A 17,663-nucleotide genomic window follows, 5' to 3' on the forward strand; every position below is an offset into this window, starting at 1 on the left:
TTAAACAGACTCCTTTTCAACCTTGTCGATACGCACTGGCGTGGATTTATAGGACGGTTCTTTTGAATACGCGTCATAAACCGATGGCGTCAACCGATTGACTTCAATATAATGCATCGGGGCATACAATTCATTTTCATTTACAAATTGCGAAACAATAACTTCAAATTTTTCGCTGTGGCCATTCATAGAAGATACATAAACGATATCTTTATTTTTTACATTTAGATCGCTAGCTTTTTGCGGATGCATTAAAACATAAGCCATTCTTTCCACGGCATCTTGCACTTCTAAAATCTCACGGGTTCTCGTTTGTGTGTGCCACTGTCCAACCGTTCCACGCCCGGTATTTAAAAGTAATGGAAATTCATCACATAAAGCAACAGGGTTTTCAACTGGTGCTTCAAAGACAAAATTGGCCTTTTTCGTTGGCGTATAATATTGACCATCTTCATATAAACGGCGTTCATCTGGGGTATTACTTTTTTTATGTGCTGGTGTGTAGGGCCATTGCACTCCTTTAGAATTTTCTAATTCTGCGTAGGTCACACCGGTAAAATCACAGGGCATATTAGCTGAACATTTTGCCATTAAATTGAAAGCTTTCGCCGGCGTTTCCCAACCATGCAATAGATTTTCTGCCTCCATCCCCAAAGCTTGACCCATTTGATAAAAGACTTGATAATCTGTTTTTTCATTTTCACCTAAAGTTAAAGCCGGGCGCATTGGAGATAGTCTGCGCTCTGTATTAATTAGCGTACCTTCTTTTTTTGTTCCAGGTACGACTGGGAAATAAACATCCGCACTAGCTGAAGTTTTAGTGTCATCATAAATATCTTGAACGATTAATAATTCTAATTTAGACATGGCTTCTTTAAAAGTATCGCTATTGGTCCAAGAATGAATTGGATTTGTTGCGGCAACCCACAAGGCTTTGATTTCCCCGGCATTAATTTTTTCAATAATTACGTTATAAGGCAACGTCGGTTTTTCCGGTAGCCAACTTGGCTCAATTCCTAAAGCAGTTCCAACAATTTCTCTTCTTGTTTGATTATCATATTCACCACCACCATATAGGCCGGTCGTATTACTAAACAAGCGAGAACCCATGGCATTACATTGCCCTGTTAATGAATTCGCTCCGGTACCTGGACGGCCCATATTTCCTGTCATTAGTGCTAAATTGATAATTGCCTGTGCAGTCCGCACCGCTTCATACCCTTGATTAACTCCCATCGTCCACCAGAAGGAAACATTTTTACCAGCGTGAATCAATTGCGCCAATTCTTCAATTTCACTTTCAGTCAATCCGGTTTCATTTGCACGACTTAGTGGATAATCTTTTAAAAATGCTTGGTATTCCGCAAATTTTTGCGTGTGTGCTTCGATATACTTTTCATCAAGCCAGCCTTTTTCAATCAGTAAATTCGCCAAAATATACATGAGCTTTAAGTCAGCTTTTGCTTTTAGTTTATAGTGGATATCGGCTTTTTTCGCTGTTTCAGACATGCGCGGATCAATGGCGATTACTTTTTTACCGGCAATTTTATTCGCGCGAATTCTTCCCCAAAAAACTGGATGTGCAACAACTGGATTTGCACCAATTAAAATAATGGTGTCGGATAATTCCACATCCTTTAAGGTATAAGGAGGTGCGTCAAAACCAAAAGCTTGCTTGTGGGCAACCACACTTGTTGCCATACAAAGCCGCGTATTGCCATCCACATTTCCTTTTAGATACGTTCGCATTACATGACCAAATAATGCCATCTCTTCCATTGTCAATTGACCTGTACTAATTCCTGCGATACTTTCCGGACCATATTTTGCGCGGATTTCTTTTAATCTAGCGGCTGTATCTTTTAGACCATCTTCCCAAGTGACATAAGTAAAACTACCATCTTCTTGTTTTATCCTTGGTCTTGGATCTGGTTTGAATTCTTGGTGTTGGCGGTTTAACCGCAAACCTTTAATACAAGAAAAGCCATCGTTAACCGGATATCCCGGCGTAGGAATAATTTTTACTATTTCTTCATTTTCTGTGTAGAAATCTAAATTACAGGCTAGTGCACAATAATTACAGGTGGATTGTGTTTTTTTCATACTTCGTCCCCTTAATTTTTATTCGTGATATTTTTCACTTGTTAATCAAAAAAAATAATGCAGCGCGGCATATTTTCTAATTCTCTTTTATTTTATAGCAAAAAAAAACAAACTATCATTAGGGAACTCCCTAGTTAACAGACTAAAAATCCATTTATAAGGCAAATTAAATAACACCAGTTGAGAATGATTATCACTTGGAGTAAATAGATTTTTCTGCTGTTAATCTATTTTGTTGTAATAACAGTAAGGCAAGAAAAGTTGAAGGATTGGTGTATGAAACTGGCAATTTGAAAGGATCGGTAGTGTTAATACAGCCAAACCGAAGTTCTTCTTGTGAAAAATTCACACTTTCTTTATCGGAATAAAAAAAGACCGCAACAAAAGATATTACACAAATACATCCAGTCTTTGTCTAAAAAGACAATCAACAAGTGAGTATTTATGTTCTTTTGTTTCGGCCTTACTTTTTAATTTGTTTGCATTTTTTGCAGGATAGCGCGTTTGTAATCAAGAAAAGCAGGGGTTAAAGAAAAGTCGACTTCCTTATTTTCCGGACGAGAAACTGTAATAGTTTCTCGTATCACTCCTGGAGAGCCAGCCAGCAGATAAATCTCGTCAGATAAAAGAATCGCCTCGTCAATATCATGGGTAATCAGCAAGGTCGTCAATGAAAATTCTTTTTGCATCTGCAAAAACCACTGATGTAAATCGCGTTTTGTTATCGCGTCCAATGCACTAAAAGGCTCATCTAATAAAATTAACTCTCCTGAAAATAAATACGTGCGCAACAACGCAGCCCGTTGTCGCATACCACCAGATAAAGCATTGGGATAGACTTTTTCAACCCCTGACAGCCCAAATTCAGGTAAGTATGCTGCCACTTTTTTTAAGGCTGCCTTTTTCTTTACACCTTTTAAAATCAAGGGCAATGCCAGATTTTCTTCCATTGTTTTATAGGGAAGCAATAAATCTTTTTGCAACATATAAGATACTTTTCCCCTTTTACCTGTTATTTCTTCATTATTTAACTGAATACTACCTCTATCTGGCAACTCCAAGCCAGCAATCAGATTAAATAGTGTCGTTTTTCCAACACCGCTGGGTCCAAGCAAACTGACGATTTTGCCAGCAGGAACATGCAAGGAAATATCTGCAAGCACATCTTTATTCCCGTAACTTTTATTTATCCGCTCAACTGTTAGTCCCACTGTCATCACTCACTTAAATACGCATTGGTAAAACCAGTATTTTCCGGTATTTTTTTAGCAACTAATTTATTTTCTGATAACCAATCATAAAAGGCATTCCACCGTTTAGGCTCGATATAGCCCCATGATTTGGCCTCTGCCTTATATTGCTGACTGATCCAAGCTTGACTTTTTTGAACTAAATTCTTATCTAACTCTGGAACTTCTTTACATAAAATAGCGGCGGCTGCCTGCGGGTCTTTGATAGCATCTTCGTAACCTTTGCTAGCGGCGGCTAAGAATTTTTTAGCTGTTTTGGGGTTTTCTTTTAAAAACGTGTCGTTCGCAAAAATAACTGGTGTATAGTAATCAAATACAGGATTTATATCTTTGAAGTTAAAATAATCAATTGCTACATTATCAACCCCCGCTTTAATGCCTCCCCAACCATAAAAAATCCAAATGGCGTCGGCTTGTTTTTCTTTCAAAGCGAGAGGCTCATCAACAATTGTATTCGGAATTAATTTCACTTTATTAAAATCGCCGCCATTATCTTTTGCCATGACATCTTTGATCATGGCTTTTTCAATTGGTGAATCCCACGTTGCGTAGGTTTTTTTCTCCAAACCTTTAGGATGATTTATTCCTTCACCTTTTCGCGAAACGATACCTGATGTATTGTGCTGCAAAATTGTAGCCACTGTTGTGATTGGTAAAGGTTTCGCGGAAACATAATTTGCGGCCAAAGAATCTTGAGCAGAGATACCAAATTGTGCTTTGTTACTAGCGACAATCATACTAGCGTCTCCATCAGAAGGTTGGACGATGGAAACATCTAAGCCAGCCTCTTTAAAATAGCCTTTTTCTTTGGCGACATATAAGCCGGTATGATTGGTGTTTGGGGTCCAGTCTAAAACAAACGTCACTTTTTCTAGTTTTGTTTCTTTTTTACTTGCTTGTCCACTGTGACAAGCACCTAATGTTATTAACGTTGTAACCAATAAAATACCACTGATTAATTTTTTCATTTTTGCTCCTTCTTCCATGGCATCGAAATTTTTTCTAACACTAAAACAGCTCCTAAAAGTAGTAGACTTAAAGCTGAAATGAGAAAAATCACGGCAAACATTTTGTCAAAACTATAAGATTTTCTCACGCGGGTCATGTACACCCCTAGACCTTCAAAACCGCCTAGCCATTCTGATACCACAGCTCCGATTAAGGCATACGTGACTGCAATTTTTAATGCGGCAAAAAATGAACCTAAACTAGCGGGCAACTTAATATGCCAAAAAATCTGGTAAGATTTCGCCCCCATCGATTGCAATAATAAAATTTCATCCGGATCAATGGCCGCAAAGCCATTTAACAAGCTTAACGCTACCGGAAAAAAGATCGTCAAAATAATCAACACAACTTTTGGCAACATCCCAAATCCCAACCAAATAATCAATAAGGGAGCTAAAGCAACCGTTGGAATTGTTTGACTTAAAACTAGTAAAGGATAAATCGCTTGTTTCAACCAATGGATGTGATCCATAATAACTGCCAAAACAAAACCGAGTAAAACACCTGCTAAAAGTCCTAAGATGGCTTCTAACAACGTAACCTTCGCATTTGCCGCTAGCTGAGGCCAGTCTGTTAGTAAAGCTTGCAGTACCGCTTTAGGACTGGGTAACATAAATGCTGGAACAATATTTTTTACTGTGACAAACTGCCACACTGCTAAAATCATTAGTATAGTGGCAACGGGAATTAAATTAATGTTGGTGTTTATCCGTTTTTTCGGCAATGGTCAGCCCATCTCCTTTTGGCGTATACGCAATTTTTACGTAGGCAGAAACACTTGGCGCTCCCGCTTTAACAGCAATTAATTGACATTGTTTCACTAGCTCCATCAAGCCTTCATAATCTCCTTCAACGCTTGTTTCAAAAGCGCCTACTTGATAGGTATACCCTGTACTTTTGATGTAGTCGATGACTTCATCTACAATAGCGATGACTTCTTTTTTACTTTCTACTTTTGGTAAAACTTGAATTGCGATACTTGCGTCCATTTTTTTCACACTCCATTATTTTTTACCGATACGTGAACTGCATGAGCTAAATGAATTTCTTTTAAAGATTTGATTCAATAAAACAGCCACTAGCAAACTTTTTGCACTTTATTCAAACTCTAGTCTTTGAGAACAAAAAAATCTCAGTATCATAAGACGATACTGAGACAAAAGTTATATTATTCAACTGTACAAAAGTCCGTGATGACCTACTTTGCACACCAAAATAAACTCCTTACCTACGTCAGCATTATCTGAATCAGGTTAACGGGTCGAAGTCGAACTTCCTCTCAGCCATTACAGCTCCCCACATATTCGGTTGCACTTAAATTAACAAAGAAAAATAGATTGGTCAAGTTTTTTGGTAGAAAGTACTTAAATGCGATTTTATTCCCCTCCAAACAGTGAACCAAAAAAATTTTTACACGGCACATTTCCATCCTGCTAATTTCAGGTGTTACGTAAGCCAGCGAACAATATTGGGTAAAACGATGATAGTGTACAAGGTGCGACAAATTTGAATACCCGCAATTTTAGGCATGTCGCCACCTAATTCCCCCGCAATTAAGGAAATATCTGTCGCCCCAGCAGGAGAAGAAGCAAATAATGCTGACTTTAAATCTAAAATTCCTTTTTTAGATACAAGGTAACCAAACAATACATTTATCATTAAGTAGCTTCCTAATAATAAAAGTGCCGGAATAAATAAGCGACTCATTTCTTTTAAACTATCTTGTGTAAAGGTACTGCCGATGATTGTCCCAGCAAAAATTTGGGCAATGTAGCGAATATTCGTGTTTAGTTGCGCAGTATTTTTTATTATTTTCAAAATACTGGAAAAAATTAACGAAAACATTAACGCCCCCGCCGGTATATGAAGGGATAAACCAATCAATCCTCCAATACTTGCGATAATCAAAATAAGACCGTCATTGACAATAAAATCACTTGTACCAAAAGGCAGCTGTGTAACAATTTTTTTAGCCTCCGATGATTTTAAAGTATCTTCTTTTCTTTGAAAGCGATCAAGCAGCAGCTTAATCCAGTATGGAAGAATAAGCAGCATCCCGACTAAACGCACCAGTTGCATCGTTGCGACTATCTCAGCTTGTGCGCCCATATCGATACTAATCAAAGACACATCCATAATTCCTCCGGGCATACAGGAAAGCAAGGCCGTAATTAAATCAATTGAGAAAAAAGTATGAATTAAAAAACCCACAATAAACATATTCAGCGTAAATAAGGTCATCAAAAACACGATCGATTTTGCCAATTTAGGAAAATTAAGTAAGTCATTTTTCGTTACCTGTTGCCCGATATATGCACCACTAATTATTTGGGCAAAAGTTTTTAGATTATTTGGCATATACATTTGCTCAGAAAAGATTGCAAATAAAGCGACCGCCAACATGCTGCCGGTCATAAAAGGAGCGGGTAATTTTATCTTCCTTGCTATTAAACCTCCTACCATGCCGACAATCAAAGTTTCTATTATTTTTACAATCATTTATAAACCTGCTTTCTAAAAATATGTCACAATTAAAACTGTGCTTACCATTACGTTTACTTGCCAAATAAGAATAATTTCTTTTTCTCTTAGTAGCTACTTAGACAGCTTGCCTTAGATAATTTTATGGCTGCAAAAAAGGCGACTTCAAATATGGGATTTTCACTTTATAAAAAATCTTTAATCCAATTGTGTAACAGTGAGCAAAAATATATCACTTTGAATTTTACTCTTTCTTTTTTACTTTGTGGTTGGCAAATTTAAAAAGAACACGAAAAAAACAAAATAAAAAAAGGAAATATGACTTTCATTTATTTGTCATTTTATTTTCAAGCAAAACAAAAAGCTGAGCAAAAAGTCAGGTGGACGTTTTACTCAGCTTTTACTTATGCCTTAACTAAGTTTTTAACTAGCGCTTGTTTTAACAGTGGCATAAACATGGCCCCCACCACTGTTCTATTTTTAAAGTTCATGACCTTGGCATTTTTCGTATCATACCAATCAGAAAATGGAACGCGATTTGGCGTATTTTCTAAATAGTGGCGCACAGGTTGAATGATTTTTTCCATTTCTTCTTCGTTTTGGGCAAAAATTGAAATCCACATAATCCAGTCTGCCTTAGTATAATCCGCCCGTTCATCCAATGGGATACCAAATTCATTTGCTTCTGCTAAATATTTCTTAATCTCTTTTTCCATTAGTTGTGCTGGAAATAAGCCAAGCTCAAATAAGTTGTCCCAAACAATATTGTATTTCATACTCCAACTGTCTGGTCTGTCAAAAGAAAGCGGTGTATGTTCCCCATTTGCTATTGCCGTATTTTGCCAAATAGTGGCCATTTCTTTTGCACGTTTTGAATAAAGTGCCCCTTCTTTTTCATACCCTGCTGCTAGCAGTGCTTTGCCAAACATTGCAAGTGCAGTAATCGCTTTTAATGATAACTTACAATTATGTGCCAAATGTCCGGCAAAATCATCCGTGCATAGTTGATTTTCTGGATCCTGACCAAAAGTTGCTAAATAATCGGCCCAACGTAAATTCGTTTTTAAATGCTGATTAAAAAATTGATCGTCTCCATCTCGCAAATAAATTGCAGCTGCCATGGCCAACATATTGCCGCTTTCTTCTATCGGCATTTGCTGCTCATAATGGTACACATTTTGACCTACTGGTAATTGATAATAATCATAAACTGTGCCATAAGCGCCGCGATCTGGCCAACCTTCATCGCCTTGGTTGGTTATCTCTCCATATACTTGTCCTGTTGCATATGGATAACGCCCTACATCATGTGGGGCAAAATCGAACTCCCAAACTGGCAAAGCAGCAAATTTATAAACAGGACGTAGCATTCCTTTGGCTAATTCTGTTTGATAAAGTAAATAAAGCGGTAGTGAAGGATAGCTGATATCTACTGTCCCAATGCATCCATTTGAACTACATTCTTTGGACAAAAAGACAATTTCCCCTTGTTCATCACGAATTAATTTGTGGGCACAAATTGACTGTCGATAACTAAATGCGGTAATAAAGTCCAATGTTTTCCCACCAGAAGTTATGGAGGCTTGTTGAATTTTGTCATCGATTTTTTGGCAGTTTGCTAACCGTACGGGTAAATTTATTAAGTAATTTTGCAACAAGTCATACATACCGCTGTAATTTTCTTTCCATAAAGCATTACAAGCTGTGCCAAAATAATTGATCGCATGAATATCATCATAGGCCGCTAAAATGGTAGTTGCTTGGCCGGATTGAATCGGAAAATGAGCTAGTAGCATTTCACGCTGTTTTTGATACGTAATTGCAAGACTACTAGGAGCTGCTAGATACAGATAACCCCAATCAATATCAATCAGATCGCCAGTTGAATCTAATGGTGTTTGACGTCTTTTCCCCATCCAAACCATTTTCTCATCATCAGTCGTAATTTTATGCCAGTGAAGTGGCTCTTGTGTTTTATCGCGACAGATTTCTTCTGAAAATGCAAAAGTAATTGCGGCTTTTTCACCATTTTTCACGTCCGCTTTAACTGTGATCATCGTTACCGGTTCACTGATTTTTTGTAAATCCTGTAAGTCCAAATCGACCGAAAAAGTCAGCTCTAAATGAACTACTTCATTTGCAAACGTGTATTTTGTTTGGGTTGCTGTCACTTCGAGGTCTTGTTGGGCAATAGCAGGAATAAGATCATCTGCTCCCATAAAACGATACGTAGCATCCCCTATTTGAATATAGCCCCGCACAGGTTGTTCTTTACCGGTCCAACTTTGCGTGTCACAATCAGTTAAACGATCGGCTGGAGACCAAATTGAAAAATAAGGGTCGCTTAAAATCAGAGGAATTGAAGCTCCTCGGTTTACTTTTGTCATCTTCTACTAACTCCATTTCTACATCTAAAATCATTCTTTTAAACTTTTTTCATTTATTCTTAGCTTGTTGTTTGCACCATTCTTTTGCGGATGCTAGCTGGCACAGTCTCATCAAAACATTTTGAATTCGGCACCATTCCTAATTCAAAGTTAAAATCTTTTCCTTTGATTAATTCATCATGAGCAATCACACACGTTTTAAAATCCGCTTTATTTTCTGTAATACGATGGATAAATTGCTGTTGCGGATAGTTTAATGTCGTTGTAATTTTGACCTTATTTCCATTAGCCAAATGAATAATGGCTTCATCAAAGTTTGGCATCCCGATTAGATATTCACCGCTTCCTGGACAAAATGGATAAAAGCCTAATGCATTGAAAATATACCAAGAGGCCATGCTACCATTGTCTTCATCCCCAGGGTAGCCTTTAAAATCTGCAGAGAATAACCGATTGATAGCTTGTTTTAAAAGTGGCTGTGCAAAATACGGTTTGTTTATGAAGTGGAACAAGTAAGGCAAGTGGAAACTTGGTTGATTGCCCACATTAATCTGGCCAAAACCATTAACTTCCATCTCTGCCATTTCATGAATCACATGACCATAGCCTTCCACTGTATACTCTGGCGGTGTATTGGCAAGCGTTACTAAAATTTCTTCAAAAGCCGCTTTTCCACCATACAATGCGATTAAACCCGCAATATCATGATTAACAGCAAATGTTGATTGCCACGCTGAACCTTCTGTATAGTCGCCACCCCAAGAAAAAGGGCTGAAATTTTCTTTAAACTGTCCTTGGCGATCTTTTGCTACCATGAACTTATCTTCAACTGAAAATAAGTTTTGATAGCGTGTAGATTGTGTCATGAAAATTTCGGCTGTTTCATTTTCACCTAATTTTTCGGCAACTTTAGCAATACAGTAGTCACTATAGCTGTAATCCAAAGTATGGTTGACAGATTCGTGTAAATCTGACGGTACATAACCATACGTATTGTACTCGTCGGCATAAGAACGTCCTTGCCTACGATTTTTTTCTTGTTGATTTGCAGAATGCAGCATTCCATTTAAAAATTCTGGCATTAATTCGGCCGCAATATCTTTTACAGCCGCATCTGCAATAACCGCGTCAATATAATTTCCTGGCATGCCCCCAGAATCTTCAGGTGCCAACCATTTTGGCAGATAGCCACTTTCACGATAACTATTTAAGAAGCCCGCCAATATTTTTTCATATTCGTCTAATTCAATTAAAGAAAATAAGGGGTAAACACTTCTGGCTGTATCCCAAAAACCATTATTCATGTATAAATAACCTGGCTTTACTTCATCAGCATAAGCATCTCGATGAAGTGGTTGATTATTTTCATCAAACTCGTATAAGCGTTGTGGGTATAAAAAAGTACGATACAAGTTATGGTAGAAGGTTTTCACCTTTTCTTTATCTTGATCAGATACCTTAATTTTAGCCAGTTTCTCGTTCCAAAGGCTCGTTACTTGTTGCAACTGTACTGATTTTTCTGTTTGAGGCAGATTTTTTTTGGCAAATTCAGCAGAAATAAATGAAGTCCCGACACGTAATTCAATTTCTTTTGCATCGGCAAAGCAGATTTCATAAACGCCGTCTTTTTCACTAAAATGGGTGATTTCCTCACTCACTTCAATACGGAAATAAAATTTCAACGGCGTAGTACGATGAACGTGTAACTGCATAGAATAACCTTCGATTAAATGCCCTTGTGCTTTTGTAATTTTCCCATCAGTTGGAAAACTAATCATAACACCTTTGTTATTTTGCGGTGAGTCCATGGTTAGAATGGCACCATAATCAGATGGGATCAAAGTTGTATCTAATTGATTGTTAGGTTGCTTGATTTTTAAATAATTAGGATGAAAATCAGATTGCTGTGGTGCATAAGGTACTACAACCAAGCCTTTTGTATTTTTAGTAAACGGTAAAATTCGTAAAGAGCAAAAATCACCTTTTGTTCCTGCCCACATCGTAGGTTGATGTGATAGACGAAATCCGCGATAATGCATTGCTTCAGGATGAAACCACCAGTTGTCTTCATGGGTTTCAATGGCAAAATAATTCATGCCAAATGGCACACCGGTGAAGGGAAAACAGTTTCCACGGGATAACTCAAAAGAATTGCTAGTCCCATGGCGGGTGTCGATTTGATTAATATCCATCTAGAGACTCCTTTAAATTTACGTTCGTTTTTAGCGATTGGCTTGTGCAAAATCACTTAAATTAATATTTTTTTCTAACCGTTCAAATTTTTTCAACATAATAAGACTCATTCCGTAAGCAGGTAATGCAACACCGATAAAAAGAATCAAAAGCGGACTAATGGCAAATAACAAACTAACGATTATAAAAATCACCGCCATATAGATGACTTCCAAAGGACAAATCAGTAAAAACAGCATCGGCTGCAAAATCGTTTTTACGCCTCTTACATCAAAGTGAACAAAGATTGGGAAAAACATCGCGACGCCTAAAATCAAAAGCAAGCGGGTCGCTTTAATCGCAATTTCTAATAACAGATTTCCTGCGCCTGCATTAGCTAAGACGATCGTTTCACCTAAGAAGAATAATGCAATAGCGGTAAATACGGCACTAAATAGTAGACTACGGCGGAAATTCTCGCCATAATATTTTTTAAACATTTGAAACAAATGATTTTCTGATTCATAACGAATTTGTTGTCGCATACAAGCATACAGTGCAATCGTTGCTGGAATAATCCCCAGCACGACGCCACCTAAAAGCGTAAATAACAGCCACAATCCATTTAATTTCATTAAATAGTAAATTCGATTAAAAACTTCATAAATTTTATTAACCACTTTTCTTACCCCTTTATAGCTCCGACTAAAATACCTTTTTCAAAATACTTGGCAACAATTGGATAAAACAGTAACACTGGTAACGTAGAGACAATAACCACACTGTATTTCAATGTTAGTTTCAACATCATTAATTCCGCCTGAGCACTTCCTACCAATGTTTGGTTCACGTCATCACCAAATTGTCCTTGTATCAAAATTTCTCGCAAAATCAATTGTAATGGGAAGCGCGCCCGATCGCGTAAATAGATCATGGCATCAAAGTAAGAATTCCAGCGTCCTACTCCATTAAACATTGCGATGACCACAATGATTGGTGTTGAAAGTGGCAGTACGATTTTATATAAAAGCTGCAAATCATTAGCGCCATCCATATAAGCACTTTCCACTAATTCAGAAGGAATATTTTGTTGGAAATAAGTTCGCATTAAAATCATGTTGTAAACGCCCACAGCCCCCGGCAAAATCATTACCCACAACGTATTGATGATACCTAATCGTTGGTTGACCAAATACGTTGGAATTAAGCCACCGCCAAAGAACATTGTAATTGTGAAAAATAAAGTCAGCATTGAACGTCCGCGTAAATCTTTCCGGGAAAGTGGATACGCACCTAATGTTGTAACTACAACACTTACCAATGTTCCTAACCCTGTATAAATAACAGCATTTTTAAAACCGACTAAGATGTCTTTATTTTTTAAAATTTCAGTGTAGCCTTTAACATTAAATCCACGGGGCCAAAGTAATAACGGCACTTCGTAAATTTTATTAGGATTACTAAAAGAAGCATTTACTACAAAAACAATCGGGTATAACAAAATTAAAGTCAGCAATGTAATGATTACAATATTGACGATATCAAAAACTTTATCTGATTTTGTTGAGATGTATCGCATTTTTTCCATTTTGCTCGTTCCGCCTTCCTACCACAAACTATTTTCGCCAGTTTTTTGTGCGATCTTGTTGACGACAAAAAGCATGATGAAATTGACGATATTATTAAACAACCCAACTGCAGCAGAAAAACTATACTCACCGTTAATCAAACCGACTTTATATGTATAAGTCGACAATACTTCTGAAGTAGCCAGATTCGATGCATTTTGCAATAAATACGCTTTTTCAAAACCAACTGACATCACGCTACCTGTTGCTAAAATTGCAGAAATCACAATAGTTGGCATAATTGCCGGAATTGTGATATTGCGAATACATTGCATCCGTGTTGCCCCTTCAAGATACGCCGCTTCGTATTGATCTTGGGGTACACCAGACATTGCCGCTGTATAAATCAACGTTCCCCAGCCGACACCTTGCCAAATCCCAGACCAAACATAAACATGCGGAAACCACTTCGCATCACCTAAAAAATCAATTGGCTTCATGTGTAGAGAAGTTAAAATTTGATTGATGGAACCTTGTTCAGAAAAAAAGAAGGTAACCATTCCGATAACAACTACGACTGAAATAAAGTTGGGAATATATGAAACTGTTTGAACAGTCGATTTGAACCATTTCCACTTAATCTCGTTAAACATTAACGCCAAAATGATTGGCAACGGAATACCTACTAATAAACTATAAAAACTAACGCGAATTGTATTAACAATAATTTCTAAGAAGAAATAAGAATCAAAGAACCGCTGGAAATGTTTTAACCCCACCCAAGGGCTTCCCCAAATACCAAAAGCCGGTGAATAATCTTTAAAAGCAATCACAACACCATACATCGGCCAATAATTCCAAATTAGAACGAATAACACAGGAATGACCAGCATAATATATAACCACTTGTGCTTTTTCATATCGAATAACAATTTATTTAAAGCCTCCATCGGTACAACGAATAACGCATTAAGCCATTTATGCTTTTTCATATCGAATAATAATTTTTCTACCATCTATTATTCTTCCTTTCTCCTTGTTTTATTAAACTGTTCAGCGCAGCATCTTAATCCTAAGCTGATTGGTTCAATAAAACATTTTGTCATAAAGAACCAGGCTTAAAGCTTCTTGTAGTATTTTGCTTTAAGCCTGGACAAAAGTTTTATCTATTCTTTGTCATAACGTTCATATTGCGTACGGCGAATTTCAAGTAATTTATCTGAGCCGATTTTTTTCAGCTGTTTCACATATTTATCCCAATCATTTGTAAAGTTCCATTCACCTGTCACAAACTTCACCCGAGATTGTTCAACATAGTTGTTCATATCTGTCATGATTGTTGATAGCTGACCAGACTCTTCTGGTGTTGGCATTACTGGTGATAACATTTTTTCTGGCATAACTTCTTCATTAAAATCGTCGTATTGAATTGGTTCCAACCCTTGTGCAATATCGCGGTTGGCTTGATCTGGATTTAAATATGGGTAGCCACCACCGTAAACATTATCTAGATATTGGTATGCGCCTAATTGTGCCCCTTTATCGTAATTCAAAATCTTATCCACATAGACGTTTTTATCCCCAACTTTATGGTAAGTAACGTCCTCTTCGCCTAAATAGCCAAAGTCAGATCCTTCTTGACTGTACCAGTAATCTGTCCATTCTAATAATTTGCCTGGATCTTTACAGTCTTTGGTAATAACTAAACCTGAAGTTCCCACTGGTCCGTTAATAACGAGACTTTTATCTCCTTCAGGCCCTGCGATAATATTAATTGGTGTATATTTATCTTGAACGGAACCTCCGATAAATTCTGGGCTCACCCAAGTCCAAAGACCAACTGTATTATTGGCTGCATCTGCACGCCATTTATCACCATCAGCACCCGCAAAAGAATTCTTAGACATTAAACCATTTTGGTAAAGGTCTGCTTCATATTTCCAAACATCTTTCATCCGATCGCTGTTTAATGTTAATTGCATTGAACCATCTTTTTCATAATAAACTGAAGACTCGATCCCTGTTCTTCCGCCTGTTCCCATACCGTAAGCGGCCATCAATAGTTTTTCAAAACTATTTGGTAGTTCACCGCTATTCATGTACCAACCTTGTTCGTCAGCTTTGCCATTACCATTTGGATCTTTTGTAACAAATTGTGTTAACACTTCTTTTAATTCTTCTGTTGTACGTGGTTTTTCAAGGCCTAATTTATCCAACCATTCTTGGTTAATATAGTATCTAAATGTTAAGCCCATGATTTGTGGATCAATCGACAATTCTGGTAGGAAATAAATATGACCGTCTGGTGCAGTAATACTTTTACGAATTTCAGGGTGTTCTTCCATTAATTTATTAAAGTTTGGTGCATGCTTTTCAATTAAATCTTCAATTGGCTGAAACATTCCTTGCCCGCCATATTTTACTAACTCATCAGATGTCCAATAAACTTGGTAAAAGGCATCAGGTAATTTTGATTCTGATAAAAGTAAATTTTTCTTTTCATTAATATCTTTTGTTTCCTGCCAAGTAATTGGCACACCAGTCTTTTTCTCATACTCTTTCCACATCCAAAGATCCTTATTTTTTGGATGATCAGCACTGTGATCTGGACTTAATAACGTGAACCCTTTACTATCACCTGCTTTATCCTCTGAGCTTGCATTTCCAGAACCGCAAGCGCTAAGTGATAATAATGCAACCGCTGACAATGTTAATCCCAATAAAGATGTCTTCCATTTCTTCATATCTATTCCTCCAAAAATAAATAAAATTGCTAGCTTCTCTTACAAGAAACTGCGAATTAATGCCCTGTTTAAAAATTATTCTCTATTTTCATCTCGCTAAAATTAATGCGACGCTCATTGATTTCTTTAACTTTTGTCAAATCCACTTTGTCTTTACGATCTGCTGTTAACAACCCATTTACTTCCTGTTCAACATCTGTTAGCTGGGTGTAACAAAAACCTGTAATATACGGAATACTTTGGATTGCTGCATGAATTTTTTCAAAGCGTTCCATGAATTCGGTTTCATTTTTGACTTGATTACCATAACCCCACTGATCTTCACTATCGGCAGTAAATGCAATACCGCCAAATTCGCTAATCATGATAGGTTGTCCCTTATATGAAAAGCCCTTAGCAAAGGCGAACCAGCCGTCATTAAATTGGATTTCATTATTAATAATTTTTTCTTTATTTGAATAACCATGGGTCGCAAAATCTTGTTGATCGGAATAACGTTTAGCAAATGCTAAGCCAGTTTCTTCATAATCGTGTAAGGTTAAAATATCTGAAATCGTATGTTCCCATCCATCATTTGTAATAACAGGACGATTGGGATCAATTGCTTTTGTCAAATGGTAAATTCCTTCGGTGAAATGTTGTGGACGCGCATGTTCATTAACACCTTTTATTCCCCAACTTTCATTAAAAGGTACCCAAGTAATAACTGCTGGGTGATTGTAGTGTTGCTTCACAATTTCTAACCATTCTTTTGTAAACTGTGCAATCGCAATATCATTAAAGACATAAGTCGATGGCATCTCTGCCCAGACAAGAATTCCTTTTTCATCACACAGATATAAAAAGCGCTCATCTTCAATTTTTTGATGTTTGCGTAATCCGTTATAGCCCATTGCACTTATTTTTTCTAAATCTTTTTCCAACGCTGCAACTGATGGTGGCGTAATACCTGATTCAGGCCAATAGCCCTGATCTAGAATCAAGCGTTGGTATAATTGACGATTATTCAGTAAAATTTGTCCATTTTCGATGCTAAGTTTTCGCATACCGAAATAGCTGTATACTTCATCTAATAACTCGCCAGTTTGCGTGTATAAACGCACAGTTAAATCATATAAGTTAGGTGTATGTGGGCTCCAACGCTGTGTACCTGAGTCTGCATTTTCTTTGACTCGGGTATCTAAGGTAAAGTTGCTCCCATTGTGATGAAATAATCCCTTATGATAACTTATTAATTCACCTTTAAAACTTGCCTCGGCTTCGATGTAGTAACTTTTACTTTCTGGCAAAACAGTGGCGTCTTTTAATTCCACTTCTACTTTTAATAAATCTAAATCCAATTCTGGTGTGAGTTTTAAATAATTTATCCGCTGCTCACCGGCTTCTTCTAACCAAACTGATTTCCAAATGCCAGTTGTTTGAACGTACCAGCATCCGAAATTATCTTTTAGCCAGCGCTGCTTTCCTCTTGGCTGTTCACAAGAAAGTGAATCTTCAACGCGTAATGTAATCGTATTTGTCCCTTTGGTTAAATAAGGTTGCAAATCAAAAGAAAATCGCTCGTAACCACCCTTATGTGTTCCAAGTAAATGTCCATTTAGCCAAACCTGCGTTTGAAAATCCACACCTTCGAAATAAAGGACCTGATTTTCATCATTATCATTTTCAAACGTGCGTTGGTACCAAACAATCTTGTGGTGAGACGTATCGTGTATACCACTCAATTCCGTCTCATATGTAAACGGAACCAAAATTTTATATGCTGCAGGTAATACTTTGAACCAATTTTCTATTAGGCCGATATTGTTATCATCAAAGGCAAAATCCCATTTTCCATCTAAACTTTGCCATTTCTTTCTTATCAGCTGTGGTCGCGGATGTTCTTTCCTGTTTAACATGCTTACCTCCAAAAATTCTTTGGTCTATTTTCAAAAAACATTATTGACCTTT

Annotated in this window: 13 protein-coding genes and 1 riboswitch; all 13 genes read right to left on the reverse strand. The window is 37.2% G+C overall.

Annotated features, from left to right (window positions below):
* Positions 1-2,103 (reverse strand): molybdopterin oxidoreductase family protein, encoded by a 2,103-nt coding sequence (locus AC6R0T_RS09640; protein WP_303754611.1) that lies wholly within the window; start codon positions 2,101-2,103, stop codon positions 1-3.
* Positions 2,104-2,573: 470 nt separating this feature from the next.
* Positions 2,574-3,320 (reverse strand): ABC transporter ATP-binding protein, encoded by a 747-nt coding sequence (locus tag AC6R0T_RS09645; RefSeq protein WP_303754760.1) that lies wholly within the window; start codon positions 3,318-3,320, stop codon positions 2,574-2,576.
* A complete protein-coding gene (locus AC6R0T_RS09650) occupies positions 3,320-4,321 on the reverse strand; it encodes an ABC transporter substrate-binding protein (RefSeq protein WP_303754610.1) in 1,002 nt (333 codons plus the stop codon). Before AC6R0T_RS09650 ends, AC6R0T_RS09645 begins: the two co-directional genes overlap by 1 nt.
* On the reverse strand, positions 4,318-5,085 hold the full coding sequence (locus AC6R0T_RS09655) for an ABC transporter permease (protein WP_303754609.1): 768 nt from the start codon (positions 5,083-5,085) through the stop codon (positions 4,318-4,320). The genes AC6R0T_RS09650 and AC6R0T_RS09655 overlap by 4 nt, the downstream gene beginning before the upstream one ends.
* The gene (locus AC6R0T_RS09660) at positions 5,054-5,350 is read right to left on the reverse strand and encodes a thiamine-binding protein (RefSeq protein ID WP_206902518.1); all 297 of its coding nucleotides are present in this window, start codon (positions 5,348-5,350) and stop codon (positions 5,054-5,056) included. Before AC6R0T_RS09660 ends, AC6R0T_RS09655 begins: the two co-directional genes overlap by 32 nt.
* Before the next feature lie 219 nt (positions 5,351-5,569).
* A riboswitch (TPP riboswitch) is annotated at positions 5,570-5,670 on the reverse strand.
* A gap of 137 nt (positions 5,671-5,807) precedes the next feature.
* Positions 5,808-6,857, reverse strand: a complete 1,050-nt coding sequence (locus AC6R0T_RS09665; protein ID WP_526159889.1) for an AbrB family protein — start codon at positions 6,855-6,857, stop codon at positions 5,808-5,810.
* 389 nt (positions 6,858-7,246) lie between these two features.
* Entirely contained in the window at positions 7,247-9,229 is a 1,983-nt protein-coding gene (locus AC6R0T_RS09670; protein ID WP_303754608.1) for a glutaminase domain-containing protein, read from the reverse strand.
* A gap of 59 nt (positions 9,230-9,288) precedes the next feature.
* Positions 9,289-11,421, reverse strand: a complete 2,133-nt coding sequence (locus AC6R0T_RS09675) for a GH92 family glycosyl hydrolase (protein ID WP_303754607.1) — start codon at positions 11,419-11,421, stop codon at positions 9,289-9,291.
* 30 nt (positions 11,422-11,451) lie between these two features.
* A complete protein-coding gene (locus AC6R0T_RS09680) occupies positions 11,452-12,081 on the reverse strand; it encodes a YesL family protein (RefSeq protein ID WP_303754606.1) in 630 nt (209 codons plus the stop codon).
* Positions 12,082-12,086: 5 nt separating this feature from the next.
* On the reverse strand, positions 12,087-12,989 hold the full coding sequence (locus AC6R0T_RS09685; protein WP_206902514.1) for a carbohydrate ABC transporter permease: 903 nt from the start codon (positions 12,987-12,989) through the stop codon (positions 12,087-12,089).
* A gap of 18 nt (positions 12,990-13,007) precedes the next feature.
* On the reverse strand, positions 13,008-13,985 hold the full coding sequence (locus tag AC6R0T_RS09690) for an ABC transporter permease (RefSeq protein ID WP_303754605.1): 978 nt from the start codon (positions 13,983-13,985) through the stop codon (positions 13,008-13,010).
* Positions 13,986-14,135: 150 nt separating this feature from the next.
* A complete protein-coding gene (locus tag AC6R0T_RS09695) occupies positions 14,136-15,713 on the reverse strand; it encodes a type 2 periplasmic-binding domain-containing protein (RefSeq protein ID WP_206902512.1) in 1,578 nt (525 codons plus the stop codon).
* Between the two features lie 68 nt (positions 15,714-15,781).
* A complete protein-coding gene (locus AC6R0T_RS09700; protein WP_303754604.1) occupies positions 15,782-17,611 on the reverse strand; it encodes a sugar-binding domain-containing protein in 1,830 nt (609 codons plus the stop codon).
* Positions 17,612-17,663 lie beyond the last annotated feature (52 nt).

The organism is Enterococcus sp. S86.2 (assembly GCF_059834485.2).